At 60.8% G+C, this 24,997-nt stretch carries 20 protein-coding genes, 2 tRNA genes and 1 pseudogene; 15 read left to right on the top strand and 8 right to left on the bottom strand.

Annotated elements, in window-relative coordinates; translation table 11 throughout:
• The first annotated feature begins 28 nt into the window (after positions 1–28).
• A complete protein-coding gene (locus ACQ4WP_RS07690; protein ID WP_436519420.1) occupies positions 29–1,429 on the top strand; it encodes an L-serine ammonia-lyase in 1,401 nt (466 codons plus the stop codon).
• Between the two features lie 59 nt (positions 1,430–1,488).
• Here ACQ4WP_RS07690 and ACQ4WP_RS07685 read toward each other — a convergent pair whose 3' ends face one another.
• The gene (locus ACQ4WP_RS07685) at positions 1,489–2,229 is read right to left on the bottom strand and encodes an AAA family ATPase (protein WP_436519419.1); all 741 of its coding nucleotides are present in this window, start codon (positions 2,227–2,229) and stop codon (positions 1,489–1,491) included.
• Positions 2,230–2,516: 287 nt separating this feature from the next.
• Between ACQ4WP_RS07685 and thrC the strand changes: the two genes are divergently transcribed.
• The 3 genes from thrC to moaD are packed head-to-tail and all read left to right on the top strand — an operon-like array spanning position 2,517 to position 5,537.
• On the top strand, positions 2,517–4,013 hold the full coding sequence (gene thrC, locus ACQ4WP_RS07680; protein ID WP_436519418.1) for a threonine synthase: 1,497 nt from the start codon (positions 2,517–2,519) through the stop codon (positions 4,011–4,013).
• A 29-nt stretch (positions 4,014–4,042) separates the two neighbouring features.
• Positions 4,043–5,269 (top strand): molybdopterin molybdotransferase MoeA, encoded by a 1,227-nt coding sequence (locus ACQ4WP_RS07675; protein WP_436519417.1) that lies wholly within the window; start codon positions 4,043–4,045, stop codon positions 5,267–5,269.
• Between the two features lie 10 nt (positions 5,270–5,279).
• Entirely contained in the window at positions 5,280–5,537 is a 258-nt protein-coding gene (moaD, locus tag ACQ4WP_RS07670; RefSeq protein WP_436519416.1) for a molybdopterin converting factor subunit 1, read from the top strand.
• A gap of 48 nt (positions 5,538–5,585) precedes the next feature.
• Here the strand turns inward: moaD and ACQ4WP_RS07665 are convergent, their stop codons facing one another.
• Positions 5,586–5,828: a hypothetical protein gene (locus ACQ4WP_RS07665; protein ID WP_436519415.1), complete on the bottom strand. Its 243-nt coding sequence runs from the start codon at positions 5,826–5,828 to the stop codon at positions 5,586–5,588.
• A 154-nt stretch (positions 5,829–5,982) separates the two neighbouring features.
• Here ACQ4WP_RS07665 and ACQ4WP_RS07660 point away from each other — a divergent pair, with 154 nt between their 5' ends.
• Positions 5,983–7,224 (top strand): TIGR03862 family flavoprotein, encoded by a 1,242-nt coding sequence (locus tag ACQ4WP_RS07660; protein WP_436519414.1) that lies wholly within the window; start codon positions 5,983–5,985, stop codon positions 7,222–7,224.
• A gap of 16 nt (positions 7,225–7,240) precedes the next feature.
• Here the strand turns inward: ACQ4WP_RS07660 and ACQ4WP_RS07655 are convergent, their stop codons facing one another.
• The 6 genes from ACQ4WP_RS07655 to hpnC all read right to left on the bottom strand — a co-directional run bounded on the left by ACQ4WP_RS07655 (position 7,241) and on the right by hpnC (position 12,269).
• A complete protein-coding gene (locus ACQ4WP_RS07655; protein ID WP_436519413.1) occupies positions 7,241–8,047 on the bottom strand; it encodes a head GIN domain-containing protein in 807 nt (268 codons plus the stop codon).
• Between the two features lie 10 nt (positions 8,048–8,057).
• On the bottom strand, positions 8,058–8,837 hold the full coding sequence (locus tag ACQ4WP_RS07650) for a DUF1700 domain-containing protein (RefSeq protein WP_436519412.1): 780 nt from the start codon (positions 8,835–8,837) through the stop codon (positions 8,058–8,060).
• 24 nt (positions 8,838–8,861) lie between these two features.
• Positions 8,862–9,017, bottom strand: a complete 156-nt coding sequence (locus ACQ4WP_RS07645) for a hypothetical protein (RefSeq protein WP_436519411.1) — start codon at positions 9,015–9,017, stop codon at positions 8,862–8,864.
• 130 nt (positions 9,018–9,147) lie between these two features.
• Positions 9,148–10,515, bottom strand: a complete 1,368-nt coding sequence (hpnE, locus tag ACQ4WP_RS07640) for a hydroxysqualene dehydroxylase HpnE (protein ID WP_436519410.1) — start codon at positions 10,513–10,515, stop codon at positions 9,148–9,150.
• Complete coding sequence (hpnD, locus tag ACQ4WP_RS07635; protein WP_436519635.1) at positions 10,508–11,341, bottom strand: presqualene diphosphate synthase HpnD; 834 nt, start codon at positions 11,339–11,341, stop codon at positions 10,508–10,510. Before hpnD ends, hpnE begins: the two co-directional genes overlap by 8 nt.
• Before the next feature lie 46 nt (positions 11,342–11,387).
• Positions 11,388–12,269, bottom strand: a complete 882-nt coding sequence (hpnC, locus tag ACQ4WP_RS07630; RefSeq protein WP_436519409.1) for a squalene synthase HpnC — start codon at positions 12,267–12,269, stop codon at positions 11,388–11,390.
• A gap of 292 nt (positions 12,270–12,561) precedes the next feature.
• Here hpnC and ACQ4WP_RS07625 point away from each other — a divergent pair, with 292 nt between their 5' ends.
• The 10 genes and pseudogenes from ACQ4WP_RS07625 to ACQ4WP_RS07580 all read left to right on the top strand — a co-directional run bounded on the left by ACQ4WP_RS07625 (position 12,562) and on the right by ACQ4WP_RS07580 (position 24,982).
• The gene (locus ACQ4WP_RS07625) at positions 12,562–13,725 is read left to right on the top strand and encodes an efflux RND transporter periplasmic adaptor subunit (RefSeq protein WP_436519408.1); all 1,164 of its coding nucleotides are present in this window, start codon (positions 12,562–12,564) and stop codon (positions 13,723–13,725) included.
• Complete coding sequence (locus ACQ4WP_RS07620; RefSeq protein WP_436519407.1) at positions 13,722–16,820, top strand: efflux RND transporter permease subunit; 3,099 nt, start codon at positions 13,722–13,724, stop codon at positions 16,818–16,820. The genes ACQ4WP_RS07625 and ACQ4WP_RS07620 overlap by 4 nt, the downstream gene beginning before the upstream one ends.
• A 9-nt stretch (positions 16,821–16,829) precedes the next feature.
• Positions 16,830–17,012, top strand: a pseudogene (locus tag ACQ4WP_RS07615) (hypothetical protein); the annotation flags it as partial.
• Between the two features lie 175 nt (positions 17,013–17,187).
• Positions 17,188–17,270 (top strand) — tRNA-Leu (locus ACQ4WP_RS07610).
• 715 nt (positions 17,271–17,985) lie between these two features.
• Entirely contained in the window at positions 17,986–19,326 is a 1,341-nt protein-coding gene (gene tig, locus ACQ4WP_RS07605; RefSeq protein ID WP_436519406.1) for a trigger factor, read from the top strand.
• Positions 19,327–19,532: 206 nt separating this feature from the next.
• On the top strand, positions 19,533–20,150 hold the full coding sequence (clpP, locus tag ACQ4WP_RS07600) for an ATP-dependent Clp endopeptidase proteolytic subunit ClpP (RefSeq protein WP_373629889.1): 618 nt from the start codon (positions 19,533–19,535) through the stop codon (positions 20,148–20,150).
• A gap of 199 nt (positions 20,151–20,349) precedes the next feature.
• On the top strand, positions 20,350–21,618 hold the full coding sequence (gene clpX, locus ACQ4WP_RS07595; RefSeq protein ID WP_010398446.1) for an ATP-dependent Clp protease ATP-binding subunit ClpX: 1,269 nt from the start codon (positions 20,350–20,352) through the stop codon (positions 21,616–21,618).
• 273 nt (positions 21,619–21,891) lie between these two features.
• Positions 21,892–24,303: an endopeptidase La gene (lon, locus tag ACQ4WP_RS07590; protein WP_436519405.1), complete on the top strand. Its 2,412-nt coding sequence runs from the start codon at positions 21,892–21,894 to the stop codon at positions 24,301–24,303.
• Positions 24,304–24,507: 204 nt separating this feature from the next.
• The gene (locus tag ACQ4WP_RS07585; RefSeq protein ID WP_010398442.1) at positions 24,508–24,780 is read left to right on the top strand and encodes an HU family DNA-binding protein; all 273 of its coding nucleotides are present in this window, start codon (positions 24,508–24,510) and stop codon (positions 24,778–24,780) included.
• A gap of 125 nt (positions 24,781–24,905) precedes the next feature.
• Positions 24,906–24,982: transfer RNA gene (locus ACQ4WP_RS07580), tRNA-Asp, on the top strand.
• Positions 24,983–24,997: the final 15 nt, after the last annotated feature.

The raw sequence follows: 24,997 nt of genomic DNA, 5'->3' as shown, positions 1-24,997 counted from the left end.
AAAACATACTAATATAAAGAGACACTATATGGACATGAGCGTATTTGACCTGTTTAAAATCGGCATCGGGCCGTCGAGTTCCCATACCGTGGGGCCGATGGCAGCGGCGCGGCGTTTTCTGGTCGAATACGGTCCGCTGGACCAGGTAGTGGGCGTCGAGGCGGCCCTGTATGGTTCGCTGGCGCTGACGGGCGTGGGCCATGCCACGGACAAGGCCGTCATTCTTGGCTTGATGGGCGAAACGCCGCAAGACGTGGTGCCCGATGCCGTCGACAGCAAGCTGGCTGCCGTCGAGGCAGCCGGCGAGATCGCGTTGCTGGGCACGCAGGTGGTGCCATTCACGGCCGCCATGGGCTTGATCTGGCACAAGAGCGAATCCTTGCCCGAGCACCCGAACGGCATGCGCTTTACCCTGAAACTGGCGGACGGCAGCCGTGTCGACAAGGTGTACTACTCGATCGGCGGCGGTTTTATCCGCGAAGCGGGCGAGGCCCAGGCCGAAGCCGAGGTGGAATCGGCCGCCAGCGCGCGCGTCGTCTTCCCCTTCGACACCATGGAACAGTTGCTGGCGCATGGCGTGGAAAGCGGCCTGTCGATCCCGGAAATGCTGCGCGCGAACGAATGCGTCAAGCGCAGCGATAGCGAACTCAATGAAGGACTGGACCGCATCTGGCACGTCATGCGCGACTGCATCGCGCACGGCCTGGAAACGACGGGCAACCTGCCGGGCGGCTTGAACGTGAAGCGCCGCGCCGCCAAATTATGGCGTCTGGCGCAGGAGGCAAAGGCGTCCGACAACCGCGCCAACGACTTGCCGCATGACGCCGTGCACCTAGTCAGCCTTTACGCGATGGCCGTCAACGAAGAAAACGCGGCTGGCGGGCGCGTGGTGACGGCGCCGACCAACGGCGCCGCCGGCATCATCCCGGCCGTGCTGCGCTACTACGCGCAGGATTGCCGCCCCAGCGACCCCGTCGGCGGCGTGCGCCGCTTCATGCTGACGGCCGCCGCCATCGGCATGTTGTGCAAACGCAATGCCTCGATCTCGGGCGCCGAAGTGGGTTGCCAGGGCGAAGTGGGCGTGGCCTGCGCCATGGCGGCGGCCGGCCTGGTGGCGGCCCTGGGCGGCACGAATGAACAGATCGAGAACGCGGCCGAAATCGGCATCGAGCACCACCTGGGCATGACGTGCGACCCCATCGGCGGCCTGGTGCAGATCCCGTGCATCGAGCGCAATGGCATGGGCGCCGTGAAAGCCATCACGGCCGCCTCGCTGGCGCTGAAGGGCGACGGCACGCATTTCGTCAGCCTCGACGAAGTCATCGAAACCATGCGCCAGACGGGCGCGGACATGCAGGACAAGTACAAGGAAACGTCGTTGGGCGGACTGGCCGTGCACGTGATCACCGTCAACCACGCCGCTTGCTAAGTGCCGGGGTCAGACCTGCCGGGTCTGACCCCAGATTTCCGCTGCGTCTTATTGCACCCTCACTCCTCCTCAAACAGCTGCTCCAGCCTTCTCGGGTAGTTATTCAAAAAATCGCGCGTCACGGCGTAGTGTTCCGTGTCTTCGTACGCCACTTCGTGGATGCCGCCGCCCGTAAACATCAGGATTTTCGCGTTCGGGTAGGCCAGCAGGATGGGCGAGTGGGTGGCGATGATCAGCTGCGAGTCGTCCTGCACCAACTGGTGGATCACCGATAGCGCGGCCAGCTGGCGGCTGGGCGACAGCGCTGCCTCGGGCTCGTCCAGCAGATATAAGCCTTTGCCCCGTAGCTTGTTGATCAGGGTCGCCATGAACGCTTCGCCGTGCGATTGCGCGTGCAGCGACTTGCCGCCGTAGCTGCCCAGGTACTCGGGCATGTCGTCCATGTAGGTGGCGACGTTGAAAAAGCTCTCGGCGCGCAAAAAATAACTGTCATCGGGTTTCTTGTAGCTCTTGCTCAGGCGCAGATGCGCGTGCAAGCCCGATTCCTCGTCCGATGGCAGGGCGATGCGTACGTTGCGCGTGCCGCCATCCTTGCCGAAGCCCAGTCCCACGGCCAGCGCTTCGAGCATGGTCGACTTGCCGCTGCCATTTTCGCCCACGAAAAACGTCACGTCGCGGTGGAAGTCCATCTGCACGAAGTCGCGGATGGCGGGGATGGTGAACGGATAGTGGTCCAGGTCGACGACGGCGTCAGGGCGCAGCGCAGCGCTTTGCAGATACGGTTTTTTACTCAGCGACATGGCCGGTTCCATGAATGGCCGCAATTCGGCCGACAAGTACCAGTGTGGCGCAAATCAGGCGCACGCGCCAGTATGCGGGTGCATCTTTATGCGGGGTGTTGATCTCGCCATAAAAAATTTCCAAAGTGCAATGCTTTCAGCTCTACCGGGCGCTGCTGTTTGACAACAGGCGCGGGGGCCAGGCCGGCTGCGTACGCATGTGATTCGCCTTGGCGAGCGGCTGGCACTATAATATCCGCTGCCATTCATGATCAACCGCACTCAGCTCAACTGGACTCTTCAAATTTATGCACTACGTGTCTACCCGCGCTGATACAGCGCCATCGCAGTCGCAACAGTCTTCTTTGCAGCAATTCTCCGACATCCTCCTGGGCGGCCTGGCCCCCGATGGCGGACTGTATCTCCCAGAACACTACCCGCAAGTCACTGGTGCCGAGCTCAACGCCTGGCGCGCATTGTCGTATGCCGACCTGGCATTCGAAATCCTGAAGAAGTTCGCCACCGACATCCCGGCCGCGGACCTGAAGGCACTGACGGCGAAAACCTATACCAAGGCAGTCTACAAGAACGCCCGCGCCGGCGAAAACGCGGCCGACATCACGCCGCTGCGCGTGCTCGAAGAAAACGTCGTCAAGGGCGGCCAGACCACCCTGATGCTGCAGGCGCTGTCGAACGGCCCGACCCTGGCCTTCAAGGACATGGCCATGCAGTTGCTGGGCAACCTGTTTGAATACACCCTGGCCAAGACGGGCGCCGAACTCAATATCTTCGGCGCCACGTCGGGCGACACGGGCAGCGCGGCCGAATACGCGATGCGCGGCAAGAAGGGCATCCGCGTCTTCATGCTCTCGCCGCACAAGAAAATGAGCGCCTTCCAGACGGCGCAGATGTTCAGCCTGCAAGACCCGAACATTGTCAACATCGCCGTCGAAGGCGTGTTCGACGATTGCCAGGACATGGTGAAGGCCGTGTCGAACGATTTGCCGTTCAAGGCAAAGCAGAAGATCGGCACCGTCAATTCCATTAATTGGGCGCGTGTCGTGGCGCAAGTCGTATACTACTTCCGCGGCTACCTGGCGGCCACCACCAGCAATGAGCAAAAAGTGTCGTTCACGGTGCCGTCGGGCAACTTTGGCAATATCTGCGCCGGCCATATCGCCCGCATGATGGGCTTGCCCATCTCGAAACTGGTGGCAGCGACGAATGAAAACGACGTACTCGACGAATTCTTCCGCACGGGCGTCTACCGCGTGCGCAAGTCGGCCGAAACCTACCACACCAGCAGCCCGTCGATGGATATCTCGAAAGCGTCGAATTTCGAGCGCTTCGTCTATGATCTGGTGGGCCGCGACAGCGAGCGTGTGCGCGCGCTGTTTACCAAAGTGGAAACGCACGGCGGCTTCGACCTGTCCGGCAAGCCTGGCAGCGATGGCGACGAGTTCAAGCTGGTGGCCAAATATGGCTTCAAGTCGGGCAAGTCCACGCACCAGGATCGCCTCGACACCATCCGCGACGTGGCCGACGACTACGGCATCACCATCGACACGCACACGGCCGACGGCATCAAGGTGGCGCGCGAGCACATGGAAGCGAACGTGCCGATGATCGTGCTGGAAACGGCGCTGGCGGCCAAGTTCAACGAAACTATCCTCGAAGCGCTGGGCGTGGACGCGGAACGGCCAAAGGGCTTCGAGAACATCGAAGACTTGCCGCAAAAGTTCGTCGTGATGGATGCCGACGTGGAAAAGATGAAGGCGTACATCGCCGCAAATACGGGCTTGTGATGAGCGAGCCTGTGATGAGCGAGCCTGTGATGAACGATCCGACCGCACAACGCAAACCCATGCTGTCGGTGGCCGAGGCGCAAGCCTTCATGCTGGGCGCGGCGCGCCCGGTGGCCGAGGTGGAGCACATTGACACCATGCGCGCCAACGGCCGCGTGCTGGCCACGGCGCAGACGTCGACCCTGAACGTGCCCGAGCGCGACAATACGCAGATGGATGGTTACGCCGTGCGCGCGCAGGATTGCGCCAGCGGCGCGGCCAGCTTGCCCGTGTCGCAGCGCATCGCGGCCGGCCACGTGGGCCAGCCCCTGCAGCCGGGGACGGCGGCGCGCATCTTTACCGGCGCGTTGCTGCCGGAGGGCGCCGATTGCGTGGTGATGCAAGAGCAATGCACGGTGGCCGATGGCGTGGTGACGGTGAATCACGTGCCGCAGGCGGGCGAATGGGTGCGCCGCCAGGGCGAGGATATCCGCGCCGGTGGCGTGATCCTGGGTGCGGGCAGGCGCTTGCGCAGCCAGGAAATGGGCCTGGCCGCCTCGGTGGGCCTGGCGCAAGTACCGGTGCTGCGCAAGCTGCGCGTGGCCGTGTTTTTCACGGGCGACGAGCTGGCCATGCCCGGTGAACCTTTGGCGCCGGGCGCCGTCTACAACTCGAACCGTTTTACCCTGCGCGGCTTGCTGGAAAACCTCGGCTGCGAGATCACGGACCTGGGCATCGTGCCAGACAGCCTGGAGGCCACGCGCGCCGTGCTGCGCCAGGCGGCCCAGGGCAATGATTTGATCATCACCTCGGGCGGCGTGTCCGTGGGCGAGGAAGACCATATCAAGCCGGCCGTGGAAGCGGAAGGGCGCCTGAACATGTGGCAGATCGCCGTCAAGCCGGGCAAACCGCTGGCGTTTGGCGAAGTGCAGGACGCGTTTTTTGTCGGCTTGCCTGGCAATCCCGTCTCCAGCTTTGTCACTTTTTTACTGTTCGTGCGCCCGTTCATTTTGCGCCTGCAAGGCGTGGCGGGCAATCTGGCGCCGCGCAGCTACAAGCTGCCGGCCAATTTCGAACGCCTGAAGGCGGACAAGCGCAACGAGTTTTTACGCGCCAAGGTCAATGACGAGGGCGAACTGGAACTGTTCGCCAACCAGAGTTCGGGCGTGCTGACGTCCACCGTGTGGGGCGACGGCTTGATCGATTGCCCGCCGGGGCTGTCGATCGCGCGTGGCGACATGCTGCGTTTTATCCCGTTTAACGAATTGCTGTACTAAGGAAGCCTTGATGAAGATCAATCTGCGTTTTTTCGCCAGCGTGCGCGAGCTGGTGGGCACGGCCCAGGAAGTGCTGGAAGTAGCCGAGCCGCTGCTGACGGTGGGCGAGGTGCGTGCCTACCTGATCGCCCGCGGCGGCAACTGGGAATATGCGCTGGCGCAGGGCCGCGCGCTGCGCATGGCGCACAAGCAGGTGATGTGCGATGCCGATACGGTGATTGCGGACGGCGATGAAGTGGCATTCTTTCCGCCCGTGACGGGCGGCTGATCCCGCTTGTCCAAATGAACCGGCCACTTCATCGAAGTGGCCATTTTTTCATGATGACTTGGTTTTCGGCTTGCTGGGCGTGGTATCGCTGCACGTGGCGCAGGCGATGGCTTTGCGGTAGCGCCAGTACTTCGAGCCGATGAAGATGGCAGATGCCACCAGCGACCAGGCCAGGGCGCTGAGGATGTCGGCCTGGCTGGTGGTACCCTTGCTGTACTCGACCACCGTCAGGATGATGAATAAAATCGAGCTGGCCAGCAAATAGCGGGAAATCCAGAATCCTGCGCCCATGTGTTTCTCCTCTTGTCGTCTCGTTGTCTCGTAAAGGCTAGCTGCTGATCGCTGCAGCATATCAACGCAGTATGCATCATTTTTCGGCATTCTTGCCATCTCCGGGCTTTATCTCGACTAAAATGCCGGGGTTTTCACCGTCTTCCAGCTTGCCATGACCCATTCCAGCCTTCCTCCCTTTCACATCGCCGTCATCGGTGGCGGCCCTGCCGGTCTGATGGCCGCCCAGGCGGCTACCGACCAGGGGGCCAAGGTGGAACTGTTTGACGCCATGCCTTCCGTCGGCCGCAAATTCCTGCTGGCGGGGCGCGGCGGCATGAACATCACGCACGCGGAAGACTACTATTCCTTCGTTTCGCGCTACGGCAGACCGGCGCGCTGGATCAAGCCGGCGCTGGACCAGTTCGGCCCGCAAAAAGTGCGCGACTGGGTGAGCAGCCTGGGCGTGGATACCTTTGTCGGCTCCTCGAACCGCGTCTTCCCGACTGACATGAAGGCCGCGCCGCTGCTGCGCGCCTGGCTGCACCGCCTGCGCGAAGCGGGCGTGCAATTTCACATGCGCCACCGCTGGACGGGCTGGCGCGATGGTCAGCTGGCCTTTGCCACGCCGGACGGCGAACGCCTGCGCGCATTCGACGCCGTGATCCTGGCCCTGGGCGGCGGCAGTTGGGCGCGGCTGGGGTCGGACGGCGCCTGGGTGCCGCTGCTGCAGGAACGCGGCGTGGCCGTGGCGCCTTTGGCGCCGGCCAATTGCGGCTTCGACGTGGACTGGAGCGCGCATTTCAGCAGCCGCCATGCGGGTGAACCGCTGACGACGGTGGCCATCACGGCGCGCGACATCGACGGCTGCATGATCAAGCGCCAGGGGCAGTTCGTCATCACGGCGGGTGGCGTCGAAGGCAGCCTGATTTATGCGTTGTCGGCCGCGCTGCGCGAGCAGATCGCCGCCGAGGGTAGCACCACCATTTGGCTCGACCTGGCGCCCGACCACAGTCATGAACGCGTGTTCGAGGAAGTGACGCGCCCGCGTGGCGCCCGTTCCATGTCCAGCCATCTGCAAAGCCGGCTGGGCATCAAGGGCGTGAAATCGGGCTTGCTGCGCGAATGCCTGAGCGCGGCCGACTTTGCCGAAGAAGCCAAATTGGCGCGGGCAATCAAGCTGCTGCCCGTGACCCTGCAGTGCCCGCGCCCCATCGATGAAGCCATCAGCAGCGCCGGCGGCGTGGCCTTCGACGGCATCGACGGCAGCATGCTGCGCGCCATGCCGGGCGTGTTCCTGGCGGGGGAAATGCTGGATTGGGAAGCGCCCACAGGCGGCTACCTGCTGACGGCCTGCCTGGCACAAGGCAAGGCGGCCGGCGAGCAGGCGGTGGCGTGGCTGGAAGAGAACCGTTAAAGAACTGGCATCGTCATTAATGCCAGATGATGTCGCCTGAACCACTCTTTTGCGCATCGCGCTGGCGCGGGTTGCCGTGCACGTGGATGTCGCCGCTGCCGCGCAAGGTCAGGTTGGCGGCATCGCGCACGAAGACGGTGCTCTGGCCCGAGCCTTGCAGGCTGACGCTGGCCTTGTCGGCCGCCAGGTGCTCGGCATCGATGTCGCCTGAGCCGCTCAGGTCGGCGCGCAGGAATTTCGTGTTGCCGCTGGCGGCGATACGCCCCGAACCCACCATTTCCAGCACCACGCTGTCGCTGTTGCCGCCGTTGATGTCGAGGTCACCACTGCCGTTGACGGTGGCCGACACCTGCTTGTAGCGTCCCGTGAAGCTGACATCGCCCGAACCCGTCAATTCCAGGATGAAACTGTCGCCGGAAAATCCCGTGATCTTGCTGTCGCCATTGCCGTGCACTTCCATGCGCACGAGGGCTGGCAGCACCAGTTCCACCTGCAGCGGCTGGCGATGGTGGAAGAGCATGCCTTTCGGGCCGATATGCAGGGTCGTGCCATCGGCGGTGGTCGCGACGTTCGACAGCAAACGCTGCTCGCCGCTGACCTTCAGCGATGGCGTGGCGCCGCGGCGCAGCACCAGGTCGATGGGGCCGGCCAGGTCGATGCTGGTGATATCGGCGGAAATCGGGCGCGTTTCGCTGCGCACGGCGCGACCGGCAGCGCTGCTGGGATTGCTGATCCCCTTGGCGCGCAACGCCGCATACGACATGGCGATCAGGACCAGTGCCAGCAGGAGCATGGACAGGCCAACTTTGAGCAAGCGTTTCATGGCAGCCTTTCTAGTGACCTTTGAGCAGGGAGACATTCATGGCGATGTAGCGCTTGATGCCGATCAAGGTATAGCGCGTGACCACCAGACTGAGCAGGAAGATGGCGATGCCGCCGAGCAGTATGCCCACGCCGAAGACGGTTTGCGTGGTGCGCGCATCGCGGTCCATGTCGGTGGAAATGCGGATGCCGCCACCGGCCAGCGCTTCGGCCCGCTCCATCATGCGCGACGACGCGCCCGGCGCCTCGGGTTCGGACTCAGCCTTGACGGGGCCGGGCAGGTGATCGACTTCGATGCCCGTGTCGCCGATGGTGATGCGCGTCTCGCGCCGCTCGCCGCCCTCATCGTCCTGGACGAAGACGTGGCGCAGCGGGCCATCGAGCACCAGTTCGTTGGCGCCGGACAAGCCGCTGGCCGTGATGGCGATGCCGGCCAGGTAAAAGCTCAGGCCGACGGCATACAGGGCGGCCAGCAGGGCCGCGTAGACGGCAGCAGGCACGACCATGAACAGGTTGAAGATGGTCAGGCCCACCAGCGAGACGAGCAGGCGCAGCAGGTTGACGGGGGTTTTCTTGTGTTCGAAGGCCTGGCGGTGGGTGCTGCTGCGCAAGGTCAGGGCGATTTTTTTCGGCTCGCCCAGGTCGTCGGCGATCTCGTGTTCGCTGCGACCGGCCGCCGCGCCTTCGATGAAAGTCTGTTCGTAATAGTCGAGGGTCTTGGCCACCAAGTCCGGTGGCAAGCCTGCCAGCGCGCGCCGCAGCGCGTCGAGATAATCTTGTTTGCTCATCATATTCTTCCTGTTCCTGCGCGTCGCTTAGCCCAGTGCCGGCAGCAGCATGCTTGCCTGGCTCAGCAGCAATGGCGCCTGTGGCACCTGCTGCACGTGAATGACGATCAGGGTGGCCAGCGCCACACAAGCCAGCAGCGCCAGGGCTTTCAAGCTGTTTTTCAAGTGCAAGGTGGTGTGCATGGTATTCCCCGTGGCATGGCCGTTGTCGATGATCAGACTGTACCCAAGCGCACGCAGCTGCACCAGCGCGGTGCGACAGAATGCAATTTCGCGGGGGCGAGCGACACCAGGGCAGGATGCACCGTCAAGTCTACTTTGCCACCTTGCCCGTGGTGACGATCCTGGCCGCCGCCACGCCGCTGCGCACGGCCGCCTCGATGGTGGCCGGATAGTCCTGCGTGCGGTCAGCATTGGCCGTATAGTCGCCCGCCAGCAGCAGGCCCGGCACGCCGCTGGCGTTGCCGGGGCGCGCCAGGTCCGGCGTGCAGGCAAAGGTAGCGCGTTTTTCCGTGATCAGCTGGGTCCAGGCGGGCTGCGCCAGTTCCGGACGCTGCAGCACCTGCGCCAACTGGGCGGCGATGGCTAGCGCCAGCGGTGCGTGGCCTTGCTCGGCGGCAGGGCCGGAGGCGCTGATGACGACGGCCAGCAAGCCCGCCTGGTTGCTGTCGAGCTGGCCCCGGTCGAAGACGAACTGGCCCCAGTGCCGCTGCTCCGGCGTATCGACGAGGGCATAGAACGGCAAGTCCAGGCGCACCGAAGCGTCGTATTGCAAATAGCAGGTGCTGATGGCTTCCGGCGTGAAAGCTTGCATGCAGTTAATGACGTCATCGAGGCGCGTATCCTGCAAGCCTTGCAGCAGGCTTGCCGCCTGCACGGACGAGGTGGCCACGATCACGCCGTCAAAGCTTTCCCCGTCATCAAGCCGCCAGCGGCCATCGGGCAAAGCTTGCAAGGCGGCAACCTTGGCGCCCGTGCGTACCGCGCCGCCATGCTGGGTGAGGTAGCGGGCGGCCGCATCGGGCAAGAGGCTGGTCAGATCCACTTTCGGGATCAGCATGTCGGAGGCGCGGCGGCGCGATGCCCCCAGGCTGTCGCGCAGCACGTTGATGAAGACGCGCGCCGAGGCCCGCTCGGGCGGGGTATTCAGCGCGGCCAGGCACAGCGGGTGCCACATCAGCCGGCTCAAGCGGTCCGTCTGGTCTAAGCGCTGCAGCAATTCGCTGACCGTGCAATCGTTGTACAGTTGCCAGCCCATCCATCGCATGGCGGTGGAAAAACGCATCAGGGCCAGCTTGTCGGCGCGCAATAATCCTTTGGCGCGCAGCAGGGCCCATGCCAGGTGCAGCGGCGCGGGCAGGCGCGGCGCGACGAAATCCATGCCACCTGAGTTGGCCGGATAGCGCATCTGCAGGGGCAGGGTGAGGATCAGTTCGCTGGGGTCTTGTCCCGAGAGCTTGATCAGGCGCAAGGTTTCCGTGTAGGCGCCCAGCAAGATGTGCTGGCCGTTGTCGAGCACAGTATTTTCGCGTTCGACCCGGCGTGCGCGCCCGCCCAGAGTGCGCGCCGCCTCGAAGAGGGTGACGGCATGGCCGGCGCGTGCCAGTTCCATGGCCGCCGCGCAGCCAGCCCAGCCGGCGCCGATGACGGCGTAGCGTTGCTTCACGTTACTCTCAGCCACGAACCCAGGTCTTCCAGGCCAGCCACAGTTTGCGGATCGGCGTGAGCGAAATGCGCTGTTTCAACACGTGGTAGCCGTCGCGCTCGACTTCATTGAGCACCGTGCGGTAGATGGCGGCCATGATCAAGCCCGGGCGCTGGGCGCGGCGATCCTCGGCTGGCAAGAGCGCGAAGGCTTCGTCGTACGCCTTTTGCGCGCGTGCCACCTGGAAACGCATGAGGTTTTCGAAATTTTCGCTGTGGCGCGCGTTCAGCAGGTCGGCCGCCGTCACATTGAATTGCTGCAATTCGCTGATCGGCAGGTAGATGCGCCCCTTGCGCGCATCTTCGCCCACATCGCGGATGATGTTGGTCAGCTGGAAGGCATGGCCCAGTTTTTCCGCGTACAGCAGGGTTTCCGGGCGCGTCGCGCCAAAGATGCTGGCCGACAAGATACCCACCACGCTGGCCACGTGCCAGCAATAGCGGCTCATGGCCTGGTAATCGAGGTAGCGGGTCTGGTTCAAGTCCATTTCCATGCCGTCGATGATGGCCTGCAAATGCTTTTCTTCCAGCTTGTAGATCGCCAGGTGCGGCTGCAGCGCGCGCATCACGGGATGCGTGGGGTTGCCCTCGTACATGGCCTTGACTTCCTTGCGCCACCAGACCAGCTTGGTGCGTGCCACGGCTTCGTCCGTGCATTCATCGACCGTGTCATCGACTTCGCGGCAGAAGGCGTACAAGGCCGTGATGGCCTTGCGGCGTTCGGCAGGCAGGAACAGGAAGCTGTAGTAGAAGCTGGAGCCGCTCTGGGCGGCCTTTTGTTGGCAGTATTCGTCGGGAGACATAGTCAAAAGAGCAAGGGTTGCAGATCGAAGCCGCTATTCTATCGTCTTACAGAGTGGGCGACGGGGGAAAAGCCGTTTTTACTTGTGTCTCTTGATGCAGGCTTTTGCGCGACATGCGCAGGGCGCGCCAGAAAATGATCAGCCAGTCGCGTTTCTCCAGCTTGGGGCGGCGCCGGAAGACGTCGTAATTGACGGCTTCGATGGCTTCGAGGATGCGCAAGCCCCCTTGCACCACCAGGCGCAGTTCCCAGCCAATGCGCCCGCGCAGGCGCAGGGCCAGCGGCGCGCCCGACAACATCAGGGCGCGTGTGCGGGCCACTTCGAAGCGCATCAGGGCGCTCCACTTGCCATGCGCTTCGGGCCGCTCGAAGGCTGCAGCGGAGACGGCAAAGCGGCTCAGGTCTTCCATCGGCAGGTAGATACGCTCTTTTTGCTGGTCGATGGCGACGTCTTGCAGGAAATTAATTAGTTGCAAAGCTGAACATATCGCATCGGAATCGCGTACATTCTGTTCATCGGCCGCACCGTACAGGTGCAGCATCAGCAGCCCCACGGGGTTGGCGGAGCGGGCACAGTAATCGAGCACGTCGTCGTAGCTGGCATAGCGCGTCGTTTGCACATCCTGCTTGAAGGCCGACAACAGATCGTAAAACGGCTTGAGCGGCAGCTGGAATTTGGCGATGACGGCGGCCAGGCGTTCGAACATGGCGGCGTTCAGGCCAGCATGGCCTTCGTGGCGGGCTATGCGGCCCAGCGCCTCTTCATAGGTCTGCAGGGCGGCCAGGCGTTCGGCCGGCGTGGCGTCGCCTTCATCGGCCAGGTCGTCGGCGCTGCGGGCGAAGGCATAGATGGCTTCGACGGCGGGCACCAGGCGGCGCGGCAGCAGGAATGATGCAACAGGAAAATTTTCGTAATGGTCTACAGGCATTGAACACGCTTCTTTAGTCTTGCAGTTTTGTCCGGAACCCTGCCAGCGCAGGAGGATTGCCGAACGTTGTATGTCTCAAGATTAATGACGCAATAGTCACTAAAAACTTTTGCGCACGATTATAATTAATAACCAGAAAGTCATTAGGGGAAGTCACTCCCTGTCATGATCAAGCTGATATTGTCACAAATTTAAGGATATCGTGTGCGAAAAAGTTTGGCTAGCATCACTTGGCAAGCGAAAAGTTTCCTCACGTAAAAATCTAACAGCCCGCATAGTAAAGGAAAATACCTTGTTTGCCCTGAAAACCCTGCGCCGCGAGACCGGCGCACCCGCACTGCCCGCACTGCGGCTGATCGCCGCCGCTGCCCTGGCGCTGACCCTGGCGGCCTGTTCCAAGCCTGCCGTCAAAGTGGAAGACGTGCGCCCCGTGCGCGCGATGGTGTTGTCTAGCAGTAATGTTGACGTGAGTGCCGAGCTGGCGGGCGAGGTCGTGCCCCGCGTGGTGTCGCAGCTGGGTTTCCGCGTGGGCGGCAAGATCGTCGCGCGCAGGGTCGATGTGGGCGCCAGTGTGAAAAAAGGGCAAGTGCTGATGCAGCTCGATCCTGTCGACTTGCAGCTGTCGCAGGCGCAGGCCAAGGCCTCGCTGGTCAGCGCGGAAACGAGCCGCGACCTGGCGCGCGCCGAACTGAAGCGCTACCAGGATTTGCGCGAGAAAAATTTCGTCAGCCAGGCCGTGCTCGATGGCAAGGACGCCACTTACAAGGCGGCGCAAGCGAATGTGGAAGCGGCCCAGGCCCTGTACCGGGGCCAGGCGAACCAGTCCGGCTATGCCAGCCTGCTGGCCGACGTCGATGGCGTCGTCACGCGCATCGAGGCCGAAGTAGGGCAGGTGGTGGCGCCTGGCACGCCCGTGGTGCAAGTGGCCAGGAGCGGCGAGAAGGAAGTCGTGATCGGCATTCCCGAAGACAAGGTCGAAACCTTGCGCGGCGTCAAGGATGTGGTGGTGCGCCTGTGGGCCGACCCGAAGCAGGGCTTGCCGGGCAAGATACGTGAAGTGTCGCCCGTGGCCGATGCCGCCACGCGCACCTACCTGGCCAAGGTCAGCATCCCGGACGCGCCGCAGGCGCGCCTGGGCATGACGGCCGTGGTGCAGTTTGCCTCGCAGACGGCCACGCCGCAGATCAAGGTGCCGCTGACGGCCCTGTTCAACGAGAAATCGCAAAGCTCCGTGTGGGTGGTGGAAAACGGCGCCGTGAAGCTGGTGCCGGTAACGGTGGGCGGCGTGGCGGGCAATGAGTTGCTGCTGACCTCGGGCGTGAAAGCGGGGCAGACGGTGGTCACGGCCGGCGTCAATCTGCTCAAGCCGGGCCAGAAAGTGTCCATCCTCGGCGCCGAACTGGCCAGCAAGGCTGATGTTGCCGCTGCCGCCGTCAGCGTGGGTGCGGCCAAATGAAGGGCGGTTTCAATCTGTCGCGCTGGGCCCTCGAACACATCCCGCTGACGCGCTACCTGATGGCCGTGCTGCTGATCGGCGGCATGCTCAGCTATGCCAGCCTGGGCCAGGATGAAGATCCCCCGTTTACCTTCCGCGCCATGGTCTTGCAAGCGTACTGGCCGGGCGCCACGGCGCTGCAGATGGCCGAGCAGGTGACGGACAAGCTGGAAAAGAAGCTGCAGGAAACGCCGTACATCGACGAGATCACCAGCTATTCGAAGCCCGGAGAAACCTTGATTTTGCTGGAATTGCGCGAATCGGCGCCGCCCAAGGAAACGGCGGCTGCCTGGTACCAGGTGCGCAAGAAGATCGGCGACATCCAGGGCACCTTGCCGGCCGGCGTGGTGGGCCCGTTCTTCAACGACGAGTTCGGCGACACGTACGGCTCCATCTTCGCCCTGTCCGGCGATGGTTTCACCTATGCGGAAATGAAGGATTACGCGGACAAGGTGCGCCAGGAACTGCTGGCCGTGGGGCAGGTATCGAAGGTGGAACTGTTCGGCGTGCAAGACGAAAAGATCAATATCATCTTTTCGCACAAGAAATTTGCCCAGTTGGGCATTCCTTTTGATGCCATCGTGCAGCAACTGTCTGCACAGAACAGCATCAACGCCACAGGCGTGCTGGTGACGCCCACGGATAACCTGCAAGTACGCGTGACGGGCGCCATGGTGACCGTCACGGACCTGGAAAACCTGGAGCTGCGCGCCAACGGCACGACCTTCCGCCTCGGTGACTTTGCCACCGTGAAACGTGAATTCGTCGATCCGCCCAAGGACAAGATGCGTTTCAATGGCAAGGAAGTGATCGGCCTGGGCGTGTCGATGGAAAAGGGCGGCAACATCATCGACATGGGCAAGGCCTTGCAAGCGACGGTGACGCGCATGAAGAGCGAATTGCCGGTGGGTATAGAGTTGCAGCGCGTATCGAACCAGCCGGAAGCCGTGTCCGCTTCCGTGGGCGAATTCGTGCACACGCTGATCGAAGCCATCTTGATCGTGCTGGCCGTCAGCTTCGTCGCGCTGGGCTTGCACACGAAACCGCTGCGCATCGACGTGCGGCCCGGCCTGGTGGTGGCGCTGACCATCCCCCTGGTGCTGGCCGTCACCTTCCTGTGCATGCGCCTGCTGGACATCGACTTGCACAAGATCTCGCTGGGCGCCCTGATCATCGCGCTGGGTTTGCTGGTCGATGACGCCATCATCGCCGTCGAGATGATGGTGCGCAAGATGGAAGAGGGCATGTCGCGTTTCGATGCGGCCACCTTCGCCTACACGTCGACGGCCATGCCCATGCTGACTGGCACCCTGATCACGGTGGCGGGTTTCCTGCCCATCGGCCTGGCCAAGTCGGCCGCCGGCGAATACACGTTCTCCTTGTTCTCCGTGAATGCGCTGGCCCTGATCATTTCGTGGGTGGTGGCCGTCGTCTTCACGCCCTACATCGGCTACGTCTTGCTGAAAGTGAAACCGCACGCGCATAACGACCATGAATTGTTCGATACGCCGAATTTCCGCCGCTTCCGCCGCGCCGTCACCTGGTGCGTGGAATGGCGCAAGACGACGATCGCGGCCACCCTGGCCATCTTTGCGCTGGGCATTTATGGCTTTAACTTTATCGAGAAGCAATTCTTTCCTGATTCCAGCCGTCCGGAATTGATGGTGGAGCTGTGGTCGCCCGAGGGCACGACCTTTGCCGCGAATGAAAAGCAGGTGAAGAAGTTCGAAGCCTTTGTGGGCAAGCTTGACGGCGTGGATAGCGTGACCAGCTATGTGGGTACGGGCAGCCCCCGTTTTTACCTGCCGCTGGACCAGATCTTCCCGCAGACCAATGTGTCGCAAGTGGTGATCCTGCCGAAGAGCCTGGCGGACCGCGAGCAACTGCGCCAGAAGATCATCGATGTCTTCAAGAAGGATTTCCCGGAAGTGCGGGGCAGGGTAAAACTGTTGCCGAACGGGCCGCCCGTGCCGTATCCCGTGCAATTCCGTGTTACGGGGCCGGAAGTGGCCGGTGTGCGGGCCATTGCCGACCAGGTCAAGGATATCATGCGCGCCAATCCGAACACCCTGGGTGTCAACGACAACTGGAATGAATCGGTGAAGGTGTTGCGCCTGGACCTGGACCAGGACAAGATGCGCGCGCTGGGCGTCACCTCGAAAACGGTGATGCAGGCGGCCAATACGATTCTGTCGGGCACGGTCATCGGCCAGTTCCGCGAAGACAACAAGCTGATCGATATCCAGGTGCGCCAACCTTTGGCCGAACGGGCGACGATTTCCGTGTTGAATGACACGAATATCCCGACGGCAACGGGCAAGTCCGTGCCCATCTCGCAACTGGCCCGCGTGCATTTCGTGTGGGAACCGGGCGTGGTCTGGCGTGACAAGCGGGAATGGGCCATTACCGTGCAATCGGACGTGATCGATGGCATCCAGGGCGCCACCGTGTCGACGCAGCTGGCGCCGCAGCTCGATGCCTTGCGGGCCAAGTTGCCGGCCGGCTACCGCATCACCGTGAAAGGCGTGGCGGCCGACAGCGGCGAGGCGGAAGCCTCGATCGCGACCAACTTGCCGCTGGCCATCTTCATCATCTTCACCTTGCTGATGCTGCAGTTGCACAGTTTCTCGCGCTCCCTGCTGGTGTTCCTGACGGGGCCGCTGGGCGTGGCGGGCGCCGCCTTTGCCTTGCTGCTGCTGCATCGCCCGCTCGGCTTCGTGGCCAACCTGGGCGTCATCGCGCTGTTCGGCATGATCATCCGCAACTCGGTGATCCTCGTCGACCAGATCGAGCAAGACATCAGCGATGGATCGGCGCCGTGGGACGCCATCATCGACTCGGCCGTGCGCCGCTGCCGCCCCATCGTGCTGACGGCTGCCGCCGCCGCGCTGGCCATGATTCCCCTGTCGCGCTCCGTGTTCTGGGGGCCGATGGCCGTGGCCATCATGGGCGGCCTGATCCTGGCGACTGCCTTGACCCTGCTGTTCCTGCCTGCCCTGTATGCGGCCTGGTTCCGGGTCAAGAAGCCGGTGGTGCTGGACAAAGGAGGGAGCTAAGGAAGGAATTCCTCCGCGCTGACCATGATCCCGCTGTCGCACTCCGTGTTCTGGGGGGGGGCACGCAGGGCGGTCGCCATCATGGGCGGCCTGATCCTGGCGACTGCCCTGACCTTGCTGTTCCTGCCAGCCCTGTATGCGGCCTGGTTCCAGGTCAAGAAGCCGGAGCCGGTGATCGCAAAAGAAGGCTAGGAGCCTGCGCCAAGGTGCAGTCATAAAAAAGGCGGCATTCCTCTGGGAAATCCAGTAAAATGCCGCCTTTGCTTTACCGAGGGCTTGCTCGATCAGTCCAAGGTAGCCAGATCGCTCCCGAGTTGTTAAAATCAGGTGCGGCAGTCAAGTGGTATGTACAAGCTGCGTACAAAATGCGGATGTGGTGGAATTGGTAGACACGCTGGTCTTAGAAGCCAGTGCTTCGGCTTGGGAGTTCGAGTCTCCCCATCCGCACCAATCCGGGTTGTTCCAGCCCGGAGGTGCAGCACCATCAAGTTGTTCTTCAGCCTCGTTGCAGGCGTTTTTCTGTTGTCTTTCCTGTATTTCCGTCATTCGGGATGCCTTTGTTTGCGCTATTTTTCACCAGAGATCGGACGGCAGGGCCGGGCCCGGGCGCAGATTTTCCTGAAAAATGGCCAAATTGAGGTAAATCAAAGGTTTTTTGCCCGAAAACTTCGCCAAGAGCGCATTTCTTTGTTTCGGACGGGGCGACAGTTCGCATATACTAATGAACGAAGCAGGCTGGAAAGCCTGTCTCTGGCGAAATAAAGAATGCCGGGGCAAGAGTAAAGACAGGGCCATCCAGGCTGTAGCGACTCGTTCGCCGCCGCTGGTATCCTCTGTGGCCGGGCTGCAAAGCCAGCCACTTTCCCGAAGTCCTTTGTTATAATGCCACGCTTTACCGAATGATGGCCGGCCTTGCATTTACTTGGAAGCAAGGCTGGACGCTCGGAGCCCTGTCGCAGTACTGGAAGCGGCGGATTGTTTGGTGCCTGGTGCGGGTTTTCCCTCAGCCGGGTAGACCAGGTCCATCGTCCTGTTTTTCAGTACTTTTACAGATGAATATGCGAGCGAGTGAAGCTGGACCCATGTCTTGCCGCCAGTGATGGCGCAAGGGGTCGGGTCTTCTTTTCTCGCACCAACAGTGTTTATTTTTTGGACGATTTTTTACATGGCAACTGCAGTCGAAACCTTGGGCAAACTCGAACGTCGTATCACGATCTCCTTCCCGCTGACGGACGTCCGCACGGAAGTTGAGAAGCGCCTGAAAGTGCAAGCCCGTACGGCTAAGGCACCGGGCTTCCGTCCGGGCAAAGTGCCGTTGAAAATGGTCGCAGCACAATACGGCTACCAAATTGAATCCGAAGTGCTGAATGACAAAGTCGGCCGCGCGTTCAACGACGCCGCCAACGAAAACAATCTGCGCGTGGCCGGTTTCCCGGACATCGTGCCGAAAGAAGAAGCAGCCGAAGGCCAGCTGGCTTTCGATGCAACCTTCGAAGTGTATCCGGAAGTCGCCATCGGCGACTTGACGGCCGTTGAAATCGAAACTGTGCAAGCCGACGTGTCGGAAGCCGAAATCGACAAGACCATCGACATCCTGCGCAAGCAGCGCGTGCACTTCCACACCAAGGGCGAAGCTGGCGAACACGGCGACGGCGGTGAGCCGATCGCTGCCAATGGCGACCGCGTGACGGTCGATTTCGTCGGCTCTATCGACGGCGTTGAATTCCCAGGCGGCAAAGCTGAAGGCTACGCTTTCGTGCTGGGCGAAGGCCGCATGCTGCCAGAATTCGAAGCAGCGACCCTGGGCCTGAAAGTGGGCGAGTCCAAGACTTTCCCATTGTCGTTCCCAGAGGACTACCATGGCAAGGACGTGGCCGGCAAAACCGCTTCGTTCACCATCACCCTGCAAAAGCTGGAGTGGGCGCACCTGCCGGAAGTCGATGCCGAATTCGCAAAGTCCTTGGGCGTTGCCGATGGCGACCTGGCCAAAATGCGCGAAGACATCAAAGTCAACCTGCAACGTGAAGTCGCTGGCCGCGTGAAAGCACGCAACAAGGAAGCCGTCATGGACGCGCTGATCAAAGTTGCCGAACTGGAAGTGCCAAAAACGCTGATCGCGCAGGATTCCGAGCGCCTGGCCGAAATGACCCGCCAGGACATGGCGCAGCGCGGCATGAACGTCAAGGACGTGCCTTTCCCAGCAGAACTGTTCGCAGAAAAAGCCGAGCGTCGCGTACGCCTGGGCCTGATCCTGTCGCAACTGGTGGGCGACAACAAGCTGCAGGCAACGCCTGAGCAAGTCAAGGCGCAAATCGAAGATTTCGCCCAAAGCTACGAAGATCCACGCGAAGTGCTGAAGTACTACTACAGCGACCGTCGTCGTCTGGGTGAGATCGAAGCCCTTGTATTGGAAGAAAACGTCGTCACTTACGTGTTGGGCCTGTCGAAAGTCACGACGAAAGCAGTTGCTTTCGACGAACTGATGGGAAGCAACGCACAAGCGTAAACCAGTTGGTATTGGGGTGCCATTATTGCCTTTGACACCTAACAAAACCGTAGCGAGCGGATGGGAGTTGTGGCTGAGAAGCGGAGCTGTGCGAATGCACAGTGAGCATCGGAGGCCGCAAATCGCGACGCGCAGTAGGTTTGTTTGGTGTCCCAAGGTGGTGGTAGCGTCCCCTAACTGCTTCACAAGGAAATGAAATGACAGGTATGAACCGTAATCCAGCGCTGGACACAGAGATGCTCGGCCTGGTGCCGATGGTGGTGGAACAAAGCGGTCGCGGCGAGCGCTCGTATGATATTTACTCGCGCCTGCTGAAGGAACGCTTGATTTTCATGGTCGGCCCGGTCAATGACCAGATGGCCAACCTGGTTGTCGCCCAGCTGCTGTTCCTGGAAAGCGAAAATCCGGAAAAGGAAATCTCGCTCTACATCAACTCGCCAGGTGGTTCGGTTTCGGCCGGCATGGCCATCTACGACACCATGCAGTTCATCAAGCCCGATGTCTCGACCCTGTGCACGGGCATGGCTGCCTCGATGGGCGCTTTCTTGCTGGCCGCTGGCGCCAAGGGCAAGCGTTTCTCGCTGCCAAACTCGCGCATCATGATTCACCAGCCGTCCGGTGGTTCGCAAGGCATGGCGTCCGACATCGAGATCCAGGCAAGGGAAATCCTTTACCTGCGCACCCGCTTGAACGGCATCATGGCCGAGCGCACGGGCCAGTCGATCGAACAGATCGCCAAGGACACCGACCGCGACCGTTTCATGTCCGCCGACGAGGCCGTTGAGTATGGTTTGATCGACAAAGTGTTGACCAGCCGCGCTTGATGAGTCCCTACCGGTATTGCTAAGTACGTAAGTTAACGCCCGGGCGATCAAACGTTCGGGCGTTTCGCTTTTATTTCGGGTAGCATGGAGCTTGTGCAGGTTGTTGACTTGCGCCATCGGTGGCTGTCTTTCGGGCAACTACCGCACTCCGGCTTGCGATTTTGCAATATTGTTAATGCAGTTCCAACCAAAATGCCTTATGTCAGACAAAAAATCCTCTAGCGGCGAAAAATTACTGTATTGCTCGTTCTGCGGCAAAAGCCAGCACGAGGTGAAGAAACTCATCGCCGGCCCGTCCGTGTTCATTTGCGACGAGTGCATCGACCTGTGCAACGACATCATCCGTGATGAAACGTCGAGCATCGAGACGGTGACCGGTACCAAATCCGACCTGCCGACGCCGCAAGAAATTGCCGCCTTGCTCGATCAGTACGTGATCGGCCAGCAGACGGCCAAGCGCATCCTGTCGGTGGCGGTGTACAACCATTACAAGCGCCTCAAGCACCTGGGCAAAAAAGACGACATCGAACTGGCCAAGAGCAACATCTTGCTGGTCGGTCCTACCGGCTCGGGCAAGACCCTGCTGGCACAGACCCTGGCGCGCATGCTCAACGTGCCGTTCGTGATCGCCGACGCCACCACCTTGACCGAAGCCGGTTACGTGGGTGAAGACGTGGAAAACATCATCCAGAAGCTGCTGCAAAGCTGCAACTATGACGTCGAGAAAGCCCAGCGCGGCATCGTCTACATCGATGAGATCGACAAGATTTCGCGCAAGTCCGACAATCCGTCCATCACGCGCGACGTGTCGGGCGAGGGCGTGCAGCAAGCCTTGCTGAAACTCATCGAAGGCACGATGGCTTCCGTGCCGCCACAAGGCGGGCGCAAGCATCCGAACCAGGATTTCGTGCAGATCGACACGACCAACATCATGTTCATCTGCGGCGGCGCCTTCGATGGCCTGTCGAAAGTGATCGCCAACCGTTCCGAAAAGAGCGGCATCGGCTTCTCGGCCACGGTGCGCAGCAAGTCGCAAAGCTCGGCCAGCGAACTGATGCTGCAAGCGGAACCGGAAGATCTGGTCAAGTTTGGCCTGATCCCGGAACTGGTGGGCCGTCTGCCCGTCATCGCCACCCTGGCGGAATTGACGGAAGAGGCGCTGATCCAGATCCTGGTCGAGCCGAAGAATGCGCTGATCAAGCAGTATTCGAAGCTGCTCGAGATGGAAGGCGCGGAACTGGAGATTCGTCCGGCCGCCCTGCATGCGATCGCCAAGAAGGCGCTGGCGCGCAAGACCGGTGCCCGTGGCCTGCGTTCCATCCTGGAACATGCTTTGCTGGACGTCATGTACGAACTGCCGAGCGAACAAAATGTGGTGAAAGTCGTCATCGACGAAAATACCATCACCAGTGGTGCCAAACCTTTGTTGATTTATCAAGAGACTGCCAAGGCCTCCGGAGAAAATTGAAAACTGCCGAGACAAATGCATAAAAAGGGTTTTGATTCCTTAATGCATGGCAGTACAATTTAAATCAATGAGTGCAGGCTTCAATCGTAAAGCCACTCGCGGCGCTTAGCTGCGCGTGGCTTTTTTACTGTTAAAACTGCATTTGTTACAGTCATGCGGGTGTGTTTTGCGAAATAGACTTCATGTTTGTTTCACAGAATTATTTATTCTCGCCGGTCTTGTGTTTTGGCAGCGAGCGCCAACATCGTAAACACGCTTTCTATAAGGTACGCCATGACAACTTCCAAATTAACTGAGCAAACTCAACTGCCGTTATTGCCGTTGCGGGATGTCGTCGTTTTCCCGCATATGGTGATACCGCTGTTCGTTGGCCGTCCAAAGTCGATCAAGGCGCTGGAAGCTGCGATGGAGCAGGGCAAGAGCATCATGCTTGCCGCTCAAAAAGCAGCCGCGAAGGACGAGCCGTCTCCTTCGGATATCTATGAAATTGGCTGTGTCGCCAATATTTTGCAAATGCTGAAGCTGCCCGATGGCACCGTCAAGGTGCTGGTCGAAGGCGCGCAGCGTGCCCGTATCAACCACATCAGCGATTCGCCGACGCACTTCATCGCCGACCTGACGCCGCTCGAGTCCGAGCCGGGCGACGAGTCGGAAGTCGAAGCCATGCGCCGCGCGATCGTGCAGCAGTTCGACCAGTACGTCAAACTGAATAAAAAGATTCCACCGGAAATTCTGGCATCGCTGTCGGGCATCGACGATGCCGGCCGCCTGGCCGACACGGTGGCTGCGCATCTGCCCCTGAAGCTTGAGCAAAAACAAGTCATCCTGGAAATTTTCAGCGTGGCCAAGCGCCTCGAACACCTGCTGGGCCAGCTCGAAGGCGAGCTCGACATCCTGCAAGTGGAAAAGCGCATCCGTGGCCGCGTCAAGCGCCAGATGGAAAAGTCGCAGCGCGAGTACTACCTGAACGAGCAAGTCAAGGCGATCCAGAAAGAACTGGGCGAGGGCGAAGATGGTGCCGACCTCGACGAGCTGGAGAAGAAAGTCGCTTCGGCCAAGATGCCGAAGGAAGCGCTCGACAAGGCCACCAACGAGTTGAAGAAGCTCAAGCTGATGTCGCCGATGTCGGCCGAAGCCACCGTCGTGCGCAATTACATCGACACCCTGGTCAACTTGCCTTGGAAAAAGAAATCCAAGGTCAATAACGACCTGGCGAACGCGGAAAAAGTGCTCGAGGGCGACCACTACGGCCTCGACAAGGTCAAGGAACGCATCCTGGAATACCTCGCAGTGCAACAGCGCGTAGACAAGCTGAAAGCGCCTATCTTGTGCTTCGTCGGTCCTCCGGGCGTGGGCAAGACCTCGCTGGGCCAGTCCATCGCCCGCGCGACGAACCGCAAGTTCGTGCGCATGGCCCTGGGCGGCGTGCGCGACGAAGCCGAGATCCGCGGCCACCGCCGTACCTACATCGGCTCGATGCCGGGCAAGATTCTGCAATCGCTGGCGAAAGTCGGCGTGCGCAATCCGCTGTTCCTGCTCGACGAAGTCGACAAGATGGGCGCCGATTTCCGTGGCGATCCTTCGTCGGCCCTGCTGGAAGTGCTGGACCCGGAACAGAACCACACGTTCTCCGACCATTACATCGAAGTCGATTTCGACTTGTCCGACGTGATGTTCGTGGCCACGTCGAACTCGTACAACATTCCCCCAGCCTTGCTTGACCGCATGGAAGTGATCCGTCTGTCCGGCTACACGGAAGATGAAAAGACCAGCATCGCGCAGCGTTACCTGCTGCCGAAGCAGATCAAGAACAATGGCTTGAAGGAAGAGGAAATCTCGGTTGCCGAATCGGCCTTGCGCGACATCATCCGCTACTACACGCGGGAAGCCGGTGTGCGTTCGCTCGAGCGTGAAGTGTCGAAGATCTGCCGCAAGGTGGTCAAGATGCTGCTGCTGAAGAAATCCGACAAGAAAGTCATCGTCAACTCGAAGAACCTGGATAAGTTCCTCGGCGTGCGCCGCTATGATTTCGGTGTCGCAGAGAAAGAAAACCAGGTGGGCCAGGTGGTCGGTCTGGCATGGACGGAAGTGGGCGGCGATCTGCTGACCATCGAAGCCGTGTCGATGCCGGGCAAGGGCGGCATCATCCGCACGGGTACCCTGGGCGACGTCATGAAGGAGTCGATCGAGGCAGCCCGCACGGTGGTGCGCAGCCGGGCCCAGCGCCTGGGCATCAAGGCGGACGTGTTCGAGAAGAGCGATATCCACATCCACGTGCCGGAAGGCGCGACACCGAAGGACGGTCCTTCGGCTGGCGCGGCCATGACGGTGGCGATGGTGTCGGTCTTCACGGGCATCCCCGTGCGTGCCGACGTGGCGATGACGGGCGAGATCACCTTGCGCGGCGAAGTGTTGCCGATTGGCGGCCTGAAAGAAAAGCTGCTGGCGGCCCATCGCGGCGGCATCAAGACGGTTCTGATTCCAGAGCAAAATGTGAAGGACTTGGCCGAAATTCCGGACAACGTCAAGAACAAGCTGGAGATCGTGCCCGTGCGCTGGATCGACAAAGTGCTGGAAATCGCCCTCGAGCGCATGCCTGAACCGTTGGCGGAAGTCGCTGCTGTGGAGGCTGTCACGGCCGCCGCGGCCAAGCCTGACGCGGCTGGCGAGGTAGTAAAACACTAACGTTTTACCCCTGTTTTCCCCAAACAAGCGCTTTTAGAGCGCTTGTTTTATATTGAAACGTGAATTGCGCCCCCAAAGCGCTTGACACATATACAGTGTGGCTTGTTTAATACGCCTGCACATTTTTTTCGCCGGACAGCTGTGGTGCCAAAAGTACCGCAACGATACGGTAAACGTTTTATACCTTTGTAATTGGGGATGCTAGTGAACAAGACTGAATTGATCGACCACATTGCTGAAAAAGCTGACATTTCCAAAGCCGCCGCTGCGCGCGCACTCGACGCTGTTATCGGCGGCGTGACGGAAACTTTGAAAAACAACGACAGCGTGACGCTGGTCGGTTTTGGCACTTTCTCGGTCAGCGAACGCGCTGAGCGTACCGGCCGCAATCCGCGTACCAAAGAAGCGATCACGATCGAAGCTGCAAAAGTTCCAAAATTTAAAGCTGGTAAAGCTTTGAAGGATGCTGTAAACTAACGGACTTCGGTGAGGTGACAATCACCGGAAACATTTGGCGGCGCCCCCGGGTGCCGCGATTTCAGGGTTGAAGTTCTTCGAATCGCAACCCTGGATGCAAATGCAAGTGGTACTGTGTATTTTTCGGAGTGGTAGTTCAGTTGGTTAGAATGCCGGCCTGTCACGTCGGAGGTCGCGGGTTCGAGTCCCGTCCGCTCCGCCAAAAAAATACGCTCTT

The sequence above is a fragment of the Janthinobacterium lyxosi genome (assembly GCF_051380665.1).
GTDB lineage: Bacteria > Pseudomonadota > Gammaproteobacteria > Burkholderiales > Burkholderiaceae_D > Janthinobacterium.
Note: the sequence above shows the minus strand (reverse complement) of the source record. Positions and strands in the feature narration are given on the sequence as shown.